Origin of the sequence: Tateyamaria pelophila, assembly GCF_019966495.1 — a bacterium.
In the GTDB taxonomy this organism is placed as follows: Bacteria; Pseudomonadota; Alphaproteobacteria; order Rhodobacterales; family Rhodobacteraceae; genus Tateyamaria; species Tateyamaria pelophila.
Map to the genome: position 1 here is coordinate 21611 of NZ_JAIMIA010000037.1, position 19106 is coordinate 40716.

Annotated in this window: 20 protein-coding genes; 7 read left to right on the forward strand and 13 right to left on the reverse strand. The window is 58.7% G+C overall.

All coding sequences use genetic code 11. From position 1 onward, the window contains the following. Positions 1-91 precede the first annotated feature (91 nt). From LC354_RS13120 to LC354_RS13140, 5 genes are all read left to right on the forward strand, one after another. Positions 92-1273, forward strand: coding sequence for a thiolase family protein (locus tag LC354_RS13120; protein ID WP_223424523.1), 1182 nt, complete (start codon positions 92-94; stop codon positions 1271-1273). Further along, positions 1270-1656 (forward strand): Zn-ribbon domain-containing OB-fold protein, encoded by a 387-nt coding sequence (locus LC354_RS13125; protein ID WP_223424524.1) that lies wholly within the window; start codon positions 1270-1272, stop codon positions 1654-1656. The genes LC354_RS13120 and LC354_RS13125 overlap by 4 nt, the downstream gene beginning before the upstream one ends. Further along, complete coding sequence (locus LC354_RS13130; protein WP_223424525.1) at positions 1649-3310, forward strand: acyl-CoA synthetase; 1662 nt, start codon at positions 1649-1651, stop codon at positions 3308-3310. Before LC354_RS13125 ends, LC354_RS13130 begins: the two co-directional genes overlap by 8 nt. 99 nt (positions 3311-3409) lie before the next feature. After that, the gene (locus tag LC354_RS13135) at positions 3410-4156 is read left to right on the forward strand and encodes a GntR family transcriptional regulator (RefSeq protein ID WP_223424527.1); all 747 of its coding nucleotides are present in this window, start codon (positions 3410-3412) and stop codon (positions 4154-4156) included. Positions 4157-4167: 11 nt separating this feature from the next. After that, positions 4168-5250: a nucleoside hydrolase gene (locus LC354_RS13140; protein WP_223424528.1), complete on the forward strand. Its 1083-nt coding sequence runs from the start codon at positions 4168-4170 to the stop codon at positions 5248-5250. Here the strand turns inward: LC354_RS13140 and LC354_RS13145 are convergent. The 12 genes from LC354_RS13145 to LC354_RS13200 form a co-directional block, all read right to left on the reverse strand. Continuing rightward, the gene (locus LC354_RS13145; RefSeq protein ID WP_223424530.1) at positions 5243-6664 is read right to left on the reverse strand and encodes an L-fucose/L-arabinose isomerase family protein; all 1422 of its coding nucleotides are present in this window, start codon (positions 6662-6664) and stop codon (positions 5243-5245) included. The two genes, LC354_RS13140 and LC354_RS13145, sit on opposite strands and share 8 nt — an antisense overlap. A 13-nt stretch (positions 6665-6677) precedes the next feature. After that, positions 6678-7442, reverse strand: a complete 765-nt coding sequence (locus tag LC354_RS13150; protein WP_223424531.1) for an SDR family oxidoreductase — start codon at positions 7440-7442, stop codon at positions 6678-6680. Positions 7443-7451: 9 nt separating this feature from the next. Continuing rightward, the gene (locus tag LC354_RS13155; RefSeq protein ID WP_223424532.1) at positions 7452-8348 is read right to left on the reverse strand and encodes a tagatose 1,6-diphosphate aldolase; all 897 of its coding nucleotides are present in this window, start codon (positions 8346-8348) and stop codon (positions 7452-7454) included. Between the two features lie 3 nt (positions 8349-8351). Then, on the reverse strand, positions 8352-9368 hold the full coding sequence (locus tag LC354_RS13160) for a dihydroxyacetone kinase subunit DhaK (protein WP_223424534.1): 1017 nt from the start codon (positions 9366-9368) through the stop codon (positions 8352-8354). Then, positions 9365-9886 (reverse strand): DAK2 domain-containing protein, encoded by a 522-nt coding sequence (locus LC354_RS13165; protein ID WP_223424536.1) that lies wholly within the window; start codon positions 9884-9886, stop codon positions 9365-9367. The genes LC354_RS13160 and LC354_RS13165 overlap by 4 nt, the downstream gene beginning before the upstream one ends. Continuing rightward, positions 9883-10719 (reverse strand): sugar phosphate isomerase/epimerase family protein, encoded by an 837-nt coding sequence (locus LC354_RS13170; RefSeq protein WP_223424538.1) that lies wholly within the window; start codon positions 10717-10719, stop codon positions 9883-9885. The genes LC354_RS13165 and LC354_RS13170 overlap by 4 nt, the downstream gene beginning before the upstream one ends. After that, positions 10716-11477, reverse strand: coding sequence for a phosphorylase family protein (locus LC354_RS13175; RefSeq protein ID WP_223424541.1), 762 nt, complete (start codon positions 11475-11477; stop codon positions 10716-10718). The genes LC354_RS13170 and LC354_RS13175 overlap by 4 nt, the downstream gene beginning before the upstream one ends. Then, on the reverse strand, positions 11477-12514 hold the full coding sequence (locus LC354_RS13180; RefSeq protein WP_223424544.1) for an ABC transporter ATP-binding protein: 1038 nt from the start codon (positions 12512-12514) through the stop codon (positions 11477-11479). The genes LC354_RS13175 and LC354_RS13180 overlap by 1 nt, the downstream gene beginning before the upstream one ends. After that, entirely contained in the window at positions 12511-13335 is an 825-nt protein-coding gene (locus LC354_RS13185; protein WP_223424546.1) for an ABC transporter permease, read from the reverse strand. Before LC354_RS13185 ends, LC354_RS13180 begins: the two co-directional genes overlap by 4 nt. 3 nt (positions 13336-13338) lie before the next feature. After that, the gene (locus LC354_RS13190) at positions 13339-14184 is read right to left on the reverse strand and encodes an ABC transporter permease (protein WP_223424549.1); all 846 of its coding nucleotides are present in this window, start codon (positions 14182-14184) and stop codon (positions 13339-13341) included. A gap of 103 nt (positions 14185-14287) precedes the next feature. Then, entirely contained in the window at positions 14288-15520 is a 1233-nt protein-coding gene (locus tag LC354_RS13195) for an ABC transporter substrate-binding protein (RefSeq protein WP_223424551.1), read from the reverse strand. Positions 15521-16165: 645 nt separating this feature from the next. Next, positions 16166-16390 carry a DUF1127 domain-containing protein gene (locus LC354_RS13200; RefSeq protein WP_223424554.1) on the reverse strand — a complete coding sequence of 75 codons (225 nt, stop codon included), beginning with the start codon at positions 16388-16390 and terminating at the stop codon, positions 16166-16168. A 129-nt stretch (positions 16391-16519) separates the two neighbouring features. Here LC354_RS13200 and LC354_RS13205 point away from each other — a divergent pair, with 129 nt between their 5' ends. Next, complete coding sequence (locus LC354_RS13205; RefSeq protein ID WP_223424557.1) at positions 16520-17434, forward strand: LysR family transcriptional regulator; 915 nt, start codon at positions 16520-16522, stop codon at positions 17432-17434. Positions 17435-17493: 59 nt separating this feature from the next. On the opposite strand, the gene LC354_RS13210 is transcribed toward LC354_RS13205, so the two are convergent. After that, entirely contained in the window at positions 17494-17709 is a 216-nt protein-coding gene (locus LC354_RS13210) for a DUF2061 domain-containing protein (RefSeq protein WP_223424558.1), read from the reverse strand. 123 nt (positions 17710-17832) lie between these two features. Between LC354_RS13210 and LC354_RS13215 the strand changes: the two genes are divergently transcribed. Then, complete coding sequence (locus tag LC354_RS13215; protein WP_223424561.1) at positions 17833-18675, forward strand: helix-turn-helix domain-containing protein; 843 nt, start codon at positions 17833-17835, stop codon at positions 18673-18675. The last annotated feature ends 431 nt before the right edge of the window (positions 18676-19106 follow it).

Sequence of the window (19106 nt, forward strand, 5' to 3'; positions counted from 1 at the left end):
CCCACAGGCAACGCAGAAATCAACTTGTATCTACAAATATGTTAGGTCAAGATACCGGGGCAATCCAGTGAAATAATAGGATGCGCGCCAGATGCACGATGCAACAGTCACAGTGAGCGGGGCTGCGGTGACGCCTTTCAATCGTCGCCGGGATGGCACTGGTCTGCGCGACTGGGCGGCATCCGCTTTTGATGCAGCGCTGGCGATGTCTGACCTGCACCGCGGCGACATTGATGCGCTCTATGTTGCATCCGAAAGCGACTTTTTTCACCTGCAACTGAACCCTGCCTCTGTCTTGGCGACCGAGCTTGGTTTAGCCGGCGTAAGTGCGACACGCTGCGAAGGCGGTGGCGCATCCGGGCAGCTGGCGGTACATGCCGCTTTGCGCGCTGTTCAATCGGGTGCCGCACGCCACGTGGCGGTTGTGGGGGTCGATCCGTCCGCTTCGTCACTGCCCGGCGATGATATCCGCACGCTTTATGGGTTTTCATTTGATGCCTGGACGGATGGCATGACCGGGCTGACCTCCACCGCGCTCTACGCCCTGTCCTATCAGGCGTTCACAGAAAGCCATACGGTATCGGATTCTGACCTTGCAACCGTCACGATCCAAAACCGCAGCAATGCCTGTCACAATCCCGGCGCACATTTGGGCCGTACGGACAGCGCCGAGGATATCGCGAACAGCCCGGTGATCGCGCATCCCTATCGCAGACTGCATTGCTCGCCGCTCTCCGACGGGGCTGCGGCCCTGATCCTCTCGGACACAAGCCACCTGCCGACAACACGCAAGTCCGCGCCGCGTGTGGTTGGTGCGGGTGCTGCAACCGATCACATGCATCTGGGCGCGCGAGCAAAGCCCGGCCTGTTCTCCGCAAAGACACGCGCCATGCAACGGGCCTGCGCCGAGGCTGATGTGACACCCAGCGCCGTCAACTATGCCGAAATCTACGACGCATATGCGGGCGCGCAGCTTCAGGGGATCGCCGCACTCGGACTGTCAGGCGACGTCATCCGCGATTTGAGGGCCGGTCGCTTTGCTCCGAACGGGGCGTGTCCAATCAACCTGTCAGGGGGCCTTATGGGCCAAGGAGCCCCTGTGGGCGCAACCGGCGTGGCGCAAACCGCCACCTGCGCCCTGATCCTCGAAGGGCGCTATCATCCCGACCTTCAGCCACAGACCCTGCCGCAGATCGCTTTGGCGGATACCCACGGCGGTATCTGCACCACATCGGCCGTCACCCTTCTTGCGCAGGGGGCGCGGGCTGCATGATCTCCTACCCCCTCTCCCTCAACTACAGCCTCGCGCCCGGATGGCTTGAACCATTTGTCAGCGGGCTGGAAACCGGCGCGGCATTGGCACGGAAATGTGACGCCTGCGCCGCCGTCAGCTTTCCACCGCTGCGGGTCTGCCCGTGTGGCGCGACTGATGCAACGTGGGTCACCTTGCCCGGCACGGCACGGATAGAACTGCGTACATACGGGTCCGATGGGGCGTTCGGCCTGGTCAGGTTTGACGGCGCGGACACCCGAGCAACGGTCAGGCTTGTCGATATCGCGCCAGACGAGGAGACCGGCCGGATCATGGCATCTGATGCCCAACGGCCCATGCTTTGCCTGACAACCATGACCGCGAAAGAGGTTTCGCATGGATAGCACACTTAGGATCCCTGCGGACCGATTGAGCGAACTGAACCTGCGCAGAGATGGCACAGGCTATTCTATCGCGTGGGCGCAAGACGCAAACCTGTTTCACATGACGGTCGGAAAGCATCTGGGCGCGGACACACGCGACACACCGGCCATGATCTTTGAGGATTCCGCAGGTCGCATTCACGTGCAGAGCTTTGCGGAGGTCGACCGCGCGGCAACGAGCCTCGCGGCGACGCTGAAACGATTGGGATATGGGCGCGGCAGCCTGATTGGCATTCACACCGGACAGCATCCCGACACGGCTGTCGCGCATATGGCGGTGTGCAAACTGGGCGGCGTTGCCGTAACCCTGTCGCAGCTTTATGGCCCCGACACCCTCCGCCATGCGCTGAACGATTGCGACCTGCCGGTGATCCTGACCTCGCAGGACGCATGGGCCCCGATGCGAGCGACCGCGGCAGATAACTTTCCCAAGCTGCACCATGTCTTTTGTCGCGACCCGCAAGGCGATGACCATGATCTGGGTGCCGCCTTGGCGGCGGATCCTGCGGGGTTTGAACCGGATTATTCCGGAGCAGATGACCCTGCCCTTCTGATGTACACCTCCGGCTCAACCGGCAAACCCAAGGGCATCCTGCACGGGCACCGGATTTTGGCGGCCTATACGCCGTCGATCAATCTGTTCTTCAACTTGTCGGTGGAGGACCCCGACGCGGTGTATTGGTCGCCCTCTGACTGGGCGTGGGTCGGTGGGCTGCTTGACATGTTGTTTCCGGCCTGGATGGCGGGCCGCCCGATCGCGACGTCCCTGGACAGGTTTGTCGCCGAAGACGCCTATGCCTTCATCAGCCGCCACAAGGTCACGCATACCTTTCTGGCCCCGACGGCGATCAAACGGCTGGCCCAGACGCCAGATCCCCATGCGGCCTATGATCTGTCGCTCCGGGTGATCTGCACCGGGGGGGAGGCACTGGCCGCTGAAACTCTGAACTGGGCGGAAAACAACCTCCGGGTCGTGTGCAACGAATTTTACGGAATGACCGAGGTCAATCACCTCATTGGCAATTGTGCTGCGCTTTTCCCGCGCAGGCCGGGGTCGATGGGTCGCGCCTATCCAGGCCATGACGTGCATCTGGTGGACGCGGAGGGCAAGGACGTCGTGGACGGTGAGACGGGTGAGATTGTCACAACCCAAACATCACCGACCCGCTTTCTGGGGTATCTCAACAACCCGGACAAAACCGCCGAGATGCAGCTTGGCCCCTATTTGCGCACCCACGACTTGGCGGTACGCGACGAAGACGGCTATTTCTGGTACAAGGGCCGATCTGACGATCTGATCAAGTCTTCAGGGTTTCGCATCGGCCCCACGGAAGTGGAGGAATGCCTGCTGGCGCACCCCAGTGTCGCCGAGGTCGCAGTCATCGCCAAACCGGATGCGGAGCGTGGGTCAATCGTGAAGGCGGTCATAAAACTGCGCGCGGGTCATGTTGGTGACGCTGCGCTTTCAGAGGCTCTGCGCGCGCATGTGAAAGCGCGTTTGGCCGGATACAAGGCGCCCCGCGCCTTTTCTTACGTGGACCGGTTTGAAATGACCTCATCGGGCAAGATCAACCGCCGTGCCCTGCGCGCCGCCGAGGAAGAAGGAACCGTTTGAGGATGAAAAAGCATATTTTCCAAAACTATGGTCCCGCTTGTGAAGCGCACGTTACAGCAACTCCGACGCGGGTCGGGTCGGCTGGGGAAAGAGGGTAGCATGCCATCAGAGGATCAGCCAAAATATGAACGCGCCTATCAGGTGATCGTGCAGCGCCTGAAATCCGGCCGCTACCCTGTTGGCGGGCGGATGCCGACGGAAAGCGAACTGGCAGCCCATTTCGATGTCAGTCGCGTCACGATCCGGCGCGCGCTCGATATGCTGGTGCAGGATGGCTATGTCGAAAGCAAGCAGGGCAGCGGGTATCGTGTATTGACACTATCGCCTGCGTCGGACACCTGCCTCACGTCCTTTACCGATGCGATGCTGCGGGCCGGGCACGATCCGTCGTCGCGCTTCATGGCGCTGGATCATTTCGAGGCAGGCGCAGACGCACTCGCACATCTGCCCCCTGAAATGCAGGGTGTCGAGGTCAGCCGCATCGTTCGACTGCGCCTTGTGGATGGGAAACCCAGCATGTTGGTCATGACCTACGCGCCGCGCAGCTTGCTCAAAGACGCCCGGCCCGAAGATTTCCCCGAACGCGGGCCGGGTCAGTCCATCCTGCGCATTCTCAGCGACCGGTTTCAACTCGACTGGTCTGCCGCCTGCGAAGACATCAGCCCCATTCTGGCGGACGACGCCATGGCCGAAACCTTTGAGATCGAAAAGGGGCAGCCATTGTTGAAACAGGCCTGTTCCGCCTTTGATGATGCCGGGCGCATCGTCTTTCACGAAGACGTCTACCGGGCGGGATCGGTCAGCTTCAACCTGTCGCAAACCGCCAGAACACCCCGCCATGTTTAGGACCCAAAACCATGACATTTGACCAATTGCCCCCCGAGCTGATGACCGAACGCCTCGCGCTGCCCACGGGCGACGGCCCTGTCCGATTGCTGATCGACACGGATGCGGCGAACGAAATCGACGATCAGTACGCTATCGCATGGGCGCTGTTGTCGCCTGAACATATGACTGTCGAGGCTGTGACGGCCGTCCCGTTCTCCTTTGCGCATCACCAGCCGGAATTGCTGGCCGCAGAAAAAGCACTCGAAGAAGGATCCGCGCACAAGGAACATCTGGTGGGCGGTTTTCAGGGCTGGCTCGACCGGCTGCATGCGCAGGGACGACGTGCCGCTGAGTTGAACTTTGTCGGCCCGGCAGAAGGTATGGCCCTGAGCTACACAGAGATCTGCACGATCTATGACAAACTGGGCATGCCCCGTGACGGGCGCGTCTTCGAAGGCGCGACCCGCTATATGCAAAGCACGGACGACATCGTGGAGTCCGAAGCGGTCGATACGATCATCCGACTGGCGCGTGACGGAGATGCACCTCTGTATATTGCCGCGATGGGATGCGTCACGAACATTGCCAGCGCGCTGCTGAAAGCGCCGGACATCATCGACCGCATCGTGGTGATCTGGACTTCGGCCTATCCATCATCTGCACCGCATTGCAACCGCCCGTCACTGAACCTCGTCCAGGACGTGCACGCCTCCCGGCTGATCTTTGACAGCGGTGTGCCGCATATCTATCTGCCGGGCTATCACGTGGGCGCGCAACTCAAGATATCAGAGCCGGAAATGGCCGCTTTTGTCAAAGGTCGGGGGGCCATTGGAGACTACCTTTATCATCTTTATACCAACAACCCGCTGCATGACATGTTCGCCATTACCAACCGCGACCAGCGCACGTGGGTGATCTGGGACATCATCAACATTGCGTGGCTGATCAATCCGGCATGGGTACCGACGCATCTGACCACGTCACCGGTTCTTGGTCAGGATCTGTATTGGGAGCACCTCGGCAACCGGCATCAGATGCGGGAAGCGCATGACGTGCAACGCGATGAGATCTTTCTGGACCTGTATGCCAAACTGGCCCGCGCCGCTAGGTGAAGTCGCGGGCGTCGAGATGATCCGACATCGGAACACAGCCCAGTATATCCATGCCGGTCCACGATGCGAATTCCTGGAGGATGCCGCTGACATCACCCGGCACCAGCACGAAATGATGCTCCAGCCCATGTGCCATGACGGTCGCAACGACGTCTTCGAGCGATGCGTCCGTGCCGTCGATCCTGAAGGTGTCCAGCCAACCGCGACATCCGGTAAACCCGCTGGGATCGCGCCCCGCCACCACGGCGGTCATGCCAAAGTATGCGCCTCCATTGCGCGCCACGCGGAACACACTGCACGGGCCATCGCGGAATACCAGATCGCTGATCGCGCCATAGATCGGTCCCGCTTCGGTGCCGCGTCCGATCATCGGGTGATTGATCCATTTCGCGCCGCTTTCATCGGCCAGATACAGCGGCCCGCCGCCGCCGTGCCACATCAGCAACTGTCCGGCGTCCAGATCGGGTTCTGTCATATCCAGAAGATAGCCCACCTGACCAGTCACGGACCGCGCCACCAGTTGCGTCACGGCTCCCAGAACATCGCCCTCGGACGCCAAAGGCAGGGCATGTTTTTCCTCAAGCCAGGTAAAGGCCGCGCCCGGATGCATGCCCGGATTTTCCTGCAAGGCTGGCCAGTCGCTGACGGCGAGCGCTGCATAATCGCCGGCTTCCGCCATATCCGCCAAGGCAAGCGCCGCCTGCGCCGTCAGCGCCATTTGCGCATCTGAAACACCGTCGATTTGCGCCGCGGCTGCCATTGCCGCGACTTCCTGCGACACGCGAGCAGCATCAAGCCTCGCCATCCGCTGCGTCAATTCGTGAATGTCGTGGTGCGTCACCTCCACGCCAAGGCGCTTGCGCAAGGCTGACGTTGACACTTCCATGTTGTAAAAGGTCATGGCCAGCCCGCCAATGACCCCGATCCGGGCCCCGCGCAACGAAACGACCGCCCTGATCGCCTGAAGGGTGCTGCGCAACCGGGCTTGCAGCGCCGGGCTGTCAGGCGCGCCGTGATACCATTGCACCGGATCGCGTTTCAGGTCACGGACCTGCCGTGCAATGGACATCGACATGTTCAACGAAACGAAGTTGTTCAGCTGCACGTCGCCCGTGCGCACCGGCTCCGGCACGGACCAGAACCCGCAGCGAAACGGCGACGCAGCCACGGTTCGCGCCACGTCTCCCATCGTAAAACCACCATGCAGCAGCAGAACAAAGTCAACGCCCTGAGCGGTGAAATCATCCAGAACGGTTTGTGTCTCTGCTCCATTCATCGGAATGTTCGGGCTGACATACAGCTCCGTATTGGTTTCCTCGCAGAGGCCAGCCAGAGCCGCTTCGGCCTTATCCCATACGCTGTGTTTTTCAGGGAAATAACTGGGCAGTGACGCCCGGATCAATCCAGCTTTCATGGCAGGTCCTCCCTCAAATCCGCAGATAGCCGCCATCGACAATCAGCGACGTGCCCATCACATATTTTGCCAGATCGGAAGCCAGGTAGATGCATGCGTCCGCCACCTCTTCGGGTTCACCCCAACGGCGGGCCGGGATCATATCGAGATATCCCTCGCCGGTTTCGGTGCCGATGACGGGGTCATCCTCGATGTTCATCTGGGTGCGCATGATGCCGGGATTGACGTTGTTGACACGAATGCCCATCGGCCCCAACTCATCGGCCAGCGAATAGGTCAGCAGCCGCACCGCGCCTTTGGACATGTTGTAATGGCAAAACCCGCCCGTGCCGCGCATTCCGGCGATGGAGCACATGTTGATGATCACGCCGCTTTTGCGTTTCGCCATGGCCCGCGCGGCCATTTGCGCGCCGAAGAAAACGCTTTTGACGTTCACGTCCTGCATTCGGTGATAGGTTTCTTCGGTGGCTTCCAGAAATGGTTCCTTTTGCAGGATACCCGCGTTGTTCACCATGATGTCCAGCCCGCCCCAGTCTTCGGCTTCGGCGACGAGCGCTTGCAATTCCGTGATCTGACTGACATCGCATTTTACGAACCTGGCCATGCCTGGAGAATTCTCGTTGATCGCCTCCGCCGTCGGCACGCCGCCTTCACGGCCCATTTCTGACAGATCGGCCACGATCACCTTGGCCCCGTGTTTGACAAAGCCTTCGGCGATGGCCCGCCCGTTTCCGCTGGACCCGCCGGTGACGATGGCAATCTTGTCTTTCAAGAGCATGGAAGCCTCCTAGTTCAAAGTTGCGATCAGCCGCGCCAAACGTGTCCTGCCGGTGTCGGCCAACCATGCGCGCAACGCCTTTTCTCCCTGTGCGCCGAACACGTCTACACCGTCTGACCAGATTGCGCGGCCACACATGAAGCCCGCAAAATCAACGCCCGCGTCGCCTGCCATTTTCAATGAGGCTTCAAACCATTCGAAGGCCACACCTGCACTCAGATAGACCAAATCAATCCCATCGGCCTCCGCCGCCGCCGCGCGGAAAGCGTCCAGCGCATCCGCGTGGCTCATCTGCGGCGTGCCGAAGCCTTCGACATATCCAAGATCGACAGGTATTTCGACTTTCAGAACATCCACCTGAAAGCGCGGATCGGCAAAAACGGCTGTGGCGCGGCGCACCAGATCGGGTTTGAGCGCAGCGTAATCCGGCCCACCAGACGCGACCGTCGGGTGATAGACAAGCGGCTCCATCAGATAACGGATACCGACCTCGCGACATTTCTTGCCAATATCCACAACCAGATCCTGTTTTTGCGCATTAAGGGACGGATCATCATCCGGGGCGTAGTACATAAAGAACTTCAGCTGTTTGACGCCCATATCGGGGTAGTCATGAATGGTGAAGTTCTCCGGCAATACGGTGATCCGATCATCAGCCGAGATGTGATAGGTATCCGCCTCGAAGGCGAGCATGCGGTCGCAGCCCTCAGGGTAGGCGGACAACAGTTCCGGGCCACAATTCGCATCCAGCAACACGGTACTCGCGCCGGGTCCGAGCGTTTCCAGAACCGCCCGCTTGAACGTAACCAGATCATCCGGCTGTGCCCGTGGCCCCCGCGCCGTGCGGATACTGTCCGCAAGCCCGCTGCCTGCATCAACCGCAACACCATGCATTTTGCCTGTCATCACCTACACCCCCTGTGCGCTGATATGGGGAAAATGGGGTGCTTTGTGCGGCGCACGCCAAAGATCCAGCATTTGCTGGGTAGGTGTGAACAACGAAATGGAAAACCCGCCCATTTCCTGCGTGGTGGAATAGGACCCGATCATCGGCGCAACGGGATTGATGCCCAACGCCCCGAGTTGCTGTGCAACCTCGCCGTACACCGTCAAAAGCTCCATCATTGTGGTGCCACCACTGCCGTTGACCAACACGACGGTTGGTGTGCCAGACGCGATGGGCCCATCCTCCAGCAATGCGCCCAGCATATAGGACACAAGCTCTTTGACCGGTCCGACCTTGCGCCGTCCGACGCCAGGCTCGCCATGCACACCCATGCCAATGAAAATCTCGTCATCGGGCAGCGTGAACATCAATTCACCGGTCAGCGGGGATACGCCCGGAGACACCGCGGCGCCCAACGTTCGCGTCGCAGACCGCACGTCGACCCCCAGCGCCATCAGGTCGTCAATCCCCATGCCCTGTTCGGCCGCCGCCCCCAGAATCTTGTAAATGAACATGGTGCCCGCCGCACCGCGCCGATCTTCTTCCTCGACCTTCGGCGCCGAGGATATGTCGTCATACATCAACAAGGGCTGCACATTCAGCCCATTGTCCTGCGCCATCATCGCTGCACCATTGCCGTTGATCACGTCGCCTTCGTGTCGCGAGATCAGCAAAATGGCGCCGGCGTCGCCGCAGACCTCTTCGATGCCTTCGAGGATGGCATCAGATGCGGGTGCCGCAAACACGTCGCCCACAACGTTCGCGTCCAACAGCCCTTCGCCGACAAAGCCCATCGCAATCGGTTCATGACCGCAGCCATTGCCGATCAGCAAGGCAACCTTGCCGTCTTTGGTGCGCAAGGTCTTGCGGCGCACTACCCGTGGTGAAGCGCCCCGCATCACGATATCCGGATAGGCCGCAACAAAGCCGTCGATCATGTCGTCCGGCATTGTTTCTTTGCTGTTATACAGTTTTTTCATCTGTCTCTCCAATCGGCATAGAGGGCCAAAAGTTCTGCTACGGATGTTGCTCCGGCATCCACATGGCCGACACCTGCCCCTTCGACATACCGCGCGCGTCCGCGTTTCGCGGCCATGTCACGCGTGGCGTCACGCCCCTGCGCGGCGGCAGTCGCTGCGGCCTGCGCCGTCGTCTCGGCGGCAGCCGGGATCAATGCATCGAGCATCGTCTTGTCTCCCGCCTTTGCCTGCCCCAGTTGCGCGATCTTGGCAGCGGCTTCCATTAATGCCTTATCAAGCGCACTGCCCCTCGAAGCCTGACCAAGCGCCCCGATCAATTGTGCAAATAGTGATCCCGAGGCCCCACCTGCAGTCTTGCGAAACGCTTTTTCCGGTGCGTCCTCTGCCGTGGCCGCCGCACGCAACCCTTTGAGGATCGTGGTCCCGTGGTCTCCGTCACCGGTGGCCGCATCCAGCGCGTTCAACTCTGCTTCCAGAGCCTCGAACCGTGTGACGCAAAGGGTGAGAAAGTCCTTCATCCAAACGTCTTTTTCATAAAGGCAAGCGCCCGTTTTGCGGCATCGGTCGGGTCGGGTTCTATGTTGCGCCAGATATTGAGGTCGGCACTTGCAGGATTGCCGCCGATCACGAACATCTCCGCCACGATCCAGCCGTCATAGTGCGCATCTTCAAGCCCGGCCTTGACGTCATCCCAAGGCAGATGGCCCGATCCCGGCACACCGCGATCATTGTCAGAGACATGAAAATGGGAGAGCTTGCCTTTGGCAGAACCGATGGCTGCGCGGATATCCTTTTCCTCGATGTTGAGATGGAACGTATCCAGCAGTACGCCGATGCGTTCGGATTCTGCCGCGGTCGAAATCGCCACCGCCTCGGCCGCCGTATTCACCAGATCGGTTTCAAACCGGTTGAGCATCTCGATCCCCAAGGTCACCTCATGGGCCGTCAACGTGTCGTGCAACTGCGCCAAAGATGCAGCCGAGCGTTCGGCACGGGCCGGTTTGTTCAGCGGATCAAACTGACCCCAAGGGGCAAAAACCACACCCGCGAGGCCGCGCGATCCAATCCGCGCGGTCGTCGCGATGGCCCATTCGAGGTATGCGACGCCTGCGGCGCGGACATCGGGATCGGTTGAGGTAATGTCCTTGTCCGGGGCGAGCCCGTCAGAACATGTCACTGCCAACCCGTGATCGCGCACCGCCTTGCCCAACGCCGCAGCCTTTTCATCGCTCATGCCAAGCAACGACACCTCGACCCCGTCAAACCCCAGATCGGCCACGGTCTTCAGGATCGGCGTAATCTCGTCGGTCCACCGCGCCTGCCAAAGCCCGGCATGTATCCCGTATTTCATATGATCTCCTCCGTCAGGGTCAGGGCGGTGGCAAAGACCGCTTCGTTGCTGATCTCAAGTTCCGCCAGCCCCTCGGGCGACATCGGGTCCATGAAGCGCCGACCTGCCGTCAATTCATCCCAGACCACCAGCATCGACACCCCCGGCACACCGTATCTGGCCGCCGCCGCGAGTGTCGTTGCCGTTTCCATATCCACGCTCAGCAAGCCATCCTTGTGCCAGGCCTCATACATCTCGGTGGTCTCTGCAAAGAGCGATGAAAAGGTCACGTGCGGGCCGACATGGACTGTTCGATTGCGTGCGTTCAATGCATCTTTGGCGCGCGCTCTCCACGCGGGATCGGCGCGCACCAGATTGTCGATGACATAATGATGCGCGACGCCATCCTTGCACCAGATCTTGTTCGGAAGGACGATATCGCCCGGTGCCAGATACGATTGCAGCCCCCCACATGTTCCGATCTGGATGACCAGTTTGCAGCCCAGCTGCGCGAAGATCTGTGATATTTCAACCGCGCGCGGCGCGCCGTAGGCCATGCAGAACACGACTTGCTTGTCCCCATGCCTGCCCCAGAAAATGTCGGGGAACCCAAGTTCGCGCACGTCGGTCAGCGCGCTGAGCCGGAGCGCCTGCCGCTCTGCCCGCCACCATGACCCTTCGAGGATCACGACGTCGGGAACTTCATCCTCGGTCAGGTTCAAGCCGGATAACCATTCGGCGCGGGTCACATCAAAAATGGATCGGAAGTTGATACCCATCAGATCACCCACAAGGTCGTGCGCGGCAAATGGACCGGCAGCGTGTCGCCAACTCCATAGCTTTCGATCTCGTTCGGATTGACGACGGCTTCAACTTCGGTATCGCAGACGATCAGTTTCAGCCGGGTTTGCGTGCCCAGATAGATGATATCGGCAATCTGAGCCGTCAGCAGGTTTTCCTGCTCCTGCCCGGATCCGATCCGCACGTTTTCAGGGCGGAACGTCAGCCTTCCGGTTCCGCTGACTGCGCCCGCCGGCAAAGCGAGTTTACCCAGAGCACACTCGAAACTGTGTCCGTCTGACGTGCCGGGAATAAAGTTATGGCCCCCAAAGAACCGCGCTGTCGCTTCGTCCACGGGGCGTTTGTAAAAGACATCGGCCCGGTCATATTGCTTCATCTGACCATCAAGGATCAGGGCGACGCGGTCGGCAAGCACGACGGCCTCTTCCTGATCGTGTGTGACAAAGATTGTGGTAATTCCCATCTCTTGCTGCAAGGAGCGGATCAGATCCCGCATCTCGAATCGCAGATGCGCGTCCAGATTGGACAGTGGTTCATCCAGCAAAAGCACATTGGGCTGAACGATCAAAGCGCGGGCCAGTGCAACACGCTGCTGTTGTCCGCCCGACAAGGCTGAAGGTTTGCGATCCCCCAGATGGGGCAGTTTGACCAGTTCCAGCATCTCGCCGACGCGGCGGCTGATCTCGGCAGGATCGATCTTGCGCATCTTCAGGCCGAAACCGACATTCTCCGCAACGCTCATATACGGGAACAGCAGATAGTTCTGAAACACCATGACGACCCCGCGGTTCTCGGGCTTGTCGCGCAGCACAGACCGGCCATCGAACATCACGTCGCCGGACGTCGGCTCCAGCAACCCCGCGATCATCTTCATCGTTGTTGTCTTGCCGCAGCCGGATGGCCCCAGCAACGCGGTCAACTCACCGGTAGGAATTTCAAGCGACAGTCGATCCAGCGCGGGTGCCTCTGCGCCGGGATACACCTTGGTCAGCTCTTTGATGGATACATGGGTCAAATCTGGCCAAAGCCTCCGACTGCGCCCGAGCGACCCGACAAGTGCTTGGCTGTGAGTAACAGAATGATGATTCCGGGCAGGATATAGATCATACCAATGGCGCCTGTGATGTCGTTTCGCCCGGACGTTGCGAAGTTGAACAGAAGCAGCGGCAGCGTCTCGACCCTCCCGCCCCCGATGAGCAACGTGAGGATGTACTGGCTCCAGGAGACAAGAAAGGCAAAGAGCCCACCCACGATAATGCCCGGCCGGATTGCGGGGAGAGTCACATACCAGAATGTCTTGAGCGGCGATGCGCCAAGGCTGCGCGCCTGTGCCTCGAAGGCGGGGTCATAGTTGGAAAATATCCCCGCCATCACCAGAACCATATATGGCAACGTCGGGATCAGGTGCACCAAGATCACGCCATGGACCGTGTTATTCAGGCCCATCGAGATAAAGACCGAATGGATGCCGAGGACGACGGCGATGCCCGGAACGATCGTCGGGGCAAGGATCATCAGCTCGACGATTTCCTTGCCCCTGAATTTATACATGCCCAGCGCACGACCGGCAGGCACGCCCACGAGGATCGACAAAAACGTCGCCACCAGCGAAATCCAGATCGTCAGCCACAGGCTATCCAACACGCCGGCGGTATCTGACATCGCGTATTCCCAGGCCCGCATGGACCAGTTGCGCGGCAGCAGATCGGGATAGAACCAGCCTTTGGCAAAGGACCAGATGGCCAGCGGGATCAGCGGCAATATCAGCCAAGTGATCAGAACCGCGCCGGTCAGGACACGAAAGCTGCGCATGCCAAGGCTTTCTTGGGTTGCCATGTGTTATCCCCTGATCCGGCGGCGCGAATAGCGCACGTAAAAATAAATCATCACCGCGCTCAGCAAGGCGATCACGATAGCCATGGCTATGGCTTCGGGGCGCGCGGCCAGATCAACGTCGGTGTATTTGCGGTAGGCCAGCACCGGCAACGCGGCGGGGAAATTCGCTCCCAGAATGGCGGGTATTTCATAGGCGCCAAATGTGAAGGCGAAGACCATGACGCTGGCCGACAACACACCCGGAAAGATCAGCGGCAATAGGACATAGCGGAAGGTCTGCCATTTGCTCGCGCCCAGCGACCGCGCCACGCTTTCGTAATCCTCGCCAATCGACTGCATATTCGCCAGAACGATTACGCCGATGAATGGAATCTCTTTCCATACGTATTGCAGAATGATGCCAATGGCATAGGGATCAAAAACCAGCGCCGGAAAGTCGGCCGGACTCGCGATCAGATTGAATTCGGCGGCCAGCCGGGCAAAGCTGCCCGATTGCGAAAACAGATAGAGCATGCCGATGGCACCGACCAGATGCGGCACGGTGAGGTTGATCTGGAACAGGAAATTCACCAAACCGCGCCCGATGAAACTGCGGCGCAACAACAGCGCCGCCCCGATGGCAAGCACCGAGGAAATCACGGTCGAGGTAAAGGCAATGTGGAACGTCAGCGCGAAGGAGAGATAAAACTCCCGGTCAGTAAAGACCGAGATATAGGCGTCAAAATTCGGCTGGGTCAGGCCGATGACCGGCATATAGTTGAAGCTGCGCATCGCTCCGATGGCGAGACCACCAAAGAACAGCACGACGATAATGAACATGGCCGGCAGCAGCAGCAAAAAGATCTTCATGCGGTCCGACATAGCGCCTGACACCTCATCAGATATGCGGGGGAGTATGTGTCCACGGCACCCCGAATTTGGGCGCCGCGGACAGGGTCAGCGGGAGGAGGAGTTACTGACCCACGTTCTCAAGCCAGCCTTTTTCGATGGCTGAAATCCAGGACGCCTGCAATTCCGGCAGGGCGGCCTTGGACAGTTCTTCGGCCGGTACGACGTTTGGATGCGACACGATGGTGGCAAAGTCGGCCTGCACTTCGGGGCTTGTGCGGCTCACCTCGATCGCAGGGGCAGCGCCCCAAACGGTTGGCAAGGCTTTCTGGTACTGGGCCTCACCGGACAAGAGCACGTTTTGCAAGACCAGTGCGGCCGCCTTGTTGGGCGAATTGAACGGAATGATCGTATAGTTCGTGTTCCCGATCGTGCCGTCCGTCAGGCCGTACCCCTGCGTGGTTGGGGGGAACACACCGTTTTCAATGTTCAGACCCACGCCCGAAGGTTCGTAGTTGAACGTCAGGTCAACTTCAGAGTTGGCATAAAGCTGCTCCATCGCAGAGATTGACGCAGGATAGGTTGCGCCCTCGCGCCACAGATAGGGCTCCATATCATTCAGGATTTGCCAGGTTTTCGCAGCGACCTCGTCGTACTTCGCCTGATCGAAATCTCCCAGCAAGCCGTCGACCCCGCCCGCTGCATGATAGAACACATGGCGGACAAAGACCGACCCATTGAAATCCGGTGGCGCCGGATAGGTGAATTTACCCGGATTTTCCCGAACCCAGTCAAGCAACTCCGCAATCGAGCGCGGCGGCTCAGACGTCCGGTTGGTGTCATAGGCAAACGCAAACTGGGCCTTGGACCAGGGCACCTCGCAGCCATCGACCGGCACGCCAAAATCGTTTGCAATGGCCGGGTTGTCCCAGTCGATCAGCGCATTGTTCGGCAGAATGTCGGTATAGCCGCAATAAGCGAGCCCACCTTGCTTCATCGTGCGGAAGTTTTCGCCGTTGATCCAGATCATATCGACGGACCCGGCATCCGTCACTCCGGATTCCTTTTCGCCCAGCACGATATTCACGGCCTCGACAGTGTCGCTCAGGCCGACGCGGTTCAGGGTAATGTCATATTCATCCGACAAGATCCCACCGATAAATTCCGTCACATATTGGTTGATGTTGTCCGAGCCGCCCCACAGGAACCAGTTCACCTCGCCGCCACGGGCCAGTTCAACCACTTCGTCCCATGACATGTTGTTCAGCGCATCACCGTCGGCAGTGTCCGCGAACGTGGCCGCCGGAGCCATCATGACGGTCGATGCCAAAAGGCACTTCATTAGTAAGTGTCGCATTTTTCCTCCCTGAATTCATGTGATGCTGTCGCTGATCCCAAAGGTCCGTCATCCGGACAGTTGAGACTCTTCAACCAAGACAAACGGCACCAGAAAACGCCGTTCATTGCCAACCGAAACCAAACAACAGCGTATCTGCTTCCTCCAAAGCAAATTTGTATCTACAATTTGATATTAATGATTTTCACCTGTCAAGCATGACTTTTCGAAATCAAGCGATGCTCGGCTCGACAAACAGGACATTTTTTGGATGTCTGCCAGCGCGATGCACAAAAAAGGCCAGCATCTTCGGGAGGAGGTGAAGATGCTGGCCCTTTGCAGCGGCGTAATTCGTTGATGTGTCGCCGCTGGATGCGCTGGTTTACTCTGGGAGGAGCGAGATCCAGCGCATGTCTTTTATTCGTTTAGCGGCCGTCACGCGCCATAAGCGTGTCTGCGTGGCGCCGGATATCGGCCCGCGAGGTGCCACATTCTGCAAGTTGCTGATCGCTCATGGCGGACAGCGTGGAGACCATGCGCGCGGTCTGGAGTGACCGCACAACGGAGTTAACCCGTCCAAACGCGCGCGCCCCGAAATGCATCAGGCCGGCGACAAGGCTGTGTCCTCGATCTGAAGCCGTTGAAAGCGGCTCAGATGCGTGCGAATTAACAGCCATATGCAGCCTCACGCGCAAGTCTGTTGATATCGCCACGCAAGATACCCAAGTCTTGGAGATCGCGGTCGGACAGCGCCGACAATTCGCCATGCGTGGCGTTGTAGACCTTGCGTTTGGCAAGCGCAGTTTGAATTTGAGTGCGCTTTTGGTTAAAAAATGTGCGGCCAGCATCGAGAACGACGTCTAGCACAGTGCTTGATTGTGTAATTGCCATAGTTATATCCCGTCTATTGCTGCAGTGCAGTATTTGTGCTGCACAAGACAGGTAGGTCTGTTTGGTAGCGCTCACAATTTGCGGATTTGGCATAGGACCCATGCCAGTTTGGAACACGGGACAGGTGACATGGATATTTCTGCGCAAATGTTGATCTTTGCCACTGTCGTGGAACAGGGCAGTATTTCCGCGGCGGCGCGCTCAATGGGCCAGACACCGTCGGCGGTCAGCAAGCAGATCGGCTTGCTGGAAGATCATGTAAATTACCGATTACTGAACCGCACCAGAACAGGCATTTCGCCCACGCAGGAAGGGCAGGAATTCTATGAAAAATGCAAGGCGATGGCCGAAAAATTCAAGGAAGCCGAAGCGCTGATCCTGAACTTCGACGGCACCCCGCGGGGCCAACTCAAGGTTGCGTGTACTGTCGCCTTCGGAAAATCGCAACTGATCCCTGCCCTGCCGAAATTCATGGAAGAGTTTCCGGAGGTGCGGGTTTCCCTGAACCTGACGGATCGCGAGGTCGATCTGCAAAGCGAAGGCTTTGACGCGGCCGTGTGCTTTGCCGAACAGCGCACCCATCCCGATACGGTCATGCGCCGCGTTATGAAAAGCCGCCGGGTCCTGTGTGCCTCCCCTGCCTATCTTGAACGCAGGGGTACGCCCACGGATTTCGCCGCATTGGCCAAACACAATTGCCTCAGGTTCGCTGGAAACAGCCAGCGAAACTGGTGGAAAAACGATGACCCTGCTGCCAAGCACAGCTTTGAAGCGCAAGGGAATTTCGAGGGAAACAGCACCGACGTCATCCTGCGCGCCACGCTTGCGGGCGTGGGGATTGCGCGCCTGCCCCGGTATATGACGGAACAGAAATTCCAGACCGGAGAACTGGTCCATGTCATGCCAGAATATGCGCCGCCGAGCACCGATATCGTCGTCATGTTCGCGGACAAACGCAATCTGGCCCCGAAGACGCGCGCCTTCATTGATTTTCTGGTGCGTCAGTTTCGCGACACGCCAAACCTGAAAATGACCGGCTCATAGCGCCCCCGACGTTCCCGGTCAGGACAGACGGGCATGGTCCGGCCAGCTTCGCCATATGGTCAATTCGGATACCCTAGAACACGCCCCCATGCGATCTTTGACCAGGCCACCTCGTGGAGAAAATACGACACGAACCCGGCGATGGCCCCGGACAGAGCGATGCCGCCGCCCGCTGCGATCGATCCAGTAAACACAAAACCGATGGCCGTCATGGTGATCAGTCCAGCAACCTGCCAGGTCAAGGCTTTGGTGATCAGTCGTAGGGTGGTATCCATCTGCGCCATCTCCGGGCTGTTTTGAGTTTCCACCGAATTATCCCGGATCAAAGCGCATGGACATTCTGCAAATTTGCTGCACAAACTCTATTATGCAGGATAAAAACAACAAAGTGCAAAATAATGGACAAACGTGATCGTGCATTGATCTTTCGCAAGCGGCTTGAGGAAGCGATGTCCCTCAAAGGCGTGACGCGCAGCGGCCTTTCGAGAAAAACACGGGTCGATCGCTCGACCATCGGTCAATTGTTGAAAGATGACCAACCCAGGCTGCCCAACGCGCAACTGGCGGCCGACGTCGCCGATGCATTGAGCGTCAGTACCGATTGGCTTCTTGGACTGACAAACAGGCCCGAAACCCCCGGCGACATCGTGGCAGCCGCCCTGTCACTCAGCCCCGCGGAACGCACATCGGCGGACGAACAATTGCTGGAATGGCATCACGAAGCTGCCGGTTTCAAGGTGCGTCACGTTCCGGCGACATTGCCCGATATTCTCAAGACGGAACGGATGTTGGATTGGGAATATGCGTCCTTTCGCGCACGCCGTTCAGCAGAGGCGTTTTCAGCAATGCAAGATCAGCTGGAATGGCTCTCTTCCGGCGTGTCGGACTACGAAATCGCGTTGCCGGTCCACGAAATCGAGGCCTGCGCGGACGGAACAGCCTATTACAAGGGGGTCACTCAAGACGTGCGATACGAGCAATTGGGTTTTATCGCCGATCAATGCGAGGAAATGTTCCCGCGTTTGCGGATATTCCTGTTTGATGCCCACAAGGTCTACAGCGCACCGGTGACGATTTTTGGACCGAATCTGGCAGTGATTTATGTCGGTCAGTGCTATCTGGCATTTCGCGAAGCGGAACGCGTGAAATCATTGACGCATCACTTTGATTGGCTGGTCCGTGAGGCCACGGTCGACGCGCGCCATGTGGCCGCGCATATCCGGTCGCTCATGATCCCGTGACATCGGCAAGCAGGGTTTCCTCAGGACCCGCGCCTTTAGATTTGTCATCAATGCGTTGATGTTTTTGTGCAGATCATTGTTTTGCATGCATTCATCAGAGCGTGTCAGGCGAGGGACCAGTCGTCTGACAAAGTGGCTCTCGGGAATTCATTTGATTTCGGTCATGACAAACCCGCCCGAATTTCCCAGTTGATGATTTGCGGCAACCAGTTTGGATAGCATGCTGAGGTGAAAACACCCTTGCATGGCTTGACTGATTTCATCGTTTGACGCGACCAGTTTGCGCAGCACATCGCTGGGTATCGTCCAATAATGTATAGGGCCCATTGCAGTCGCTGTTCCCGTTGCCGGATTGATTGAGCAACCCCACGTCTGGAAATTCGGATTTGGCATGATCACGCATCCTGGCATTCCCATTTGATATAGGCCTT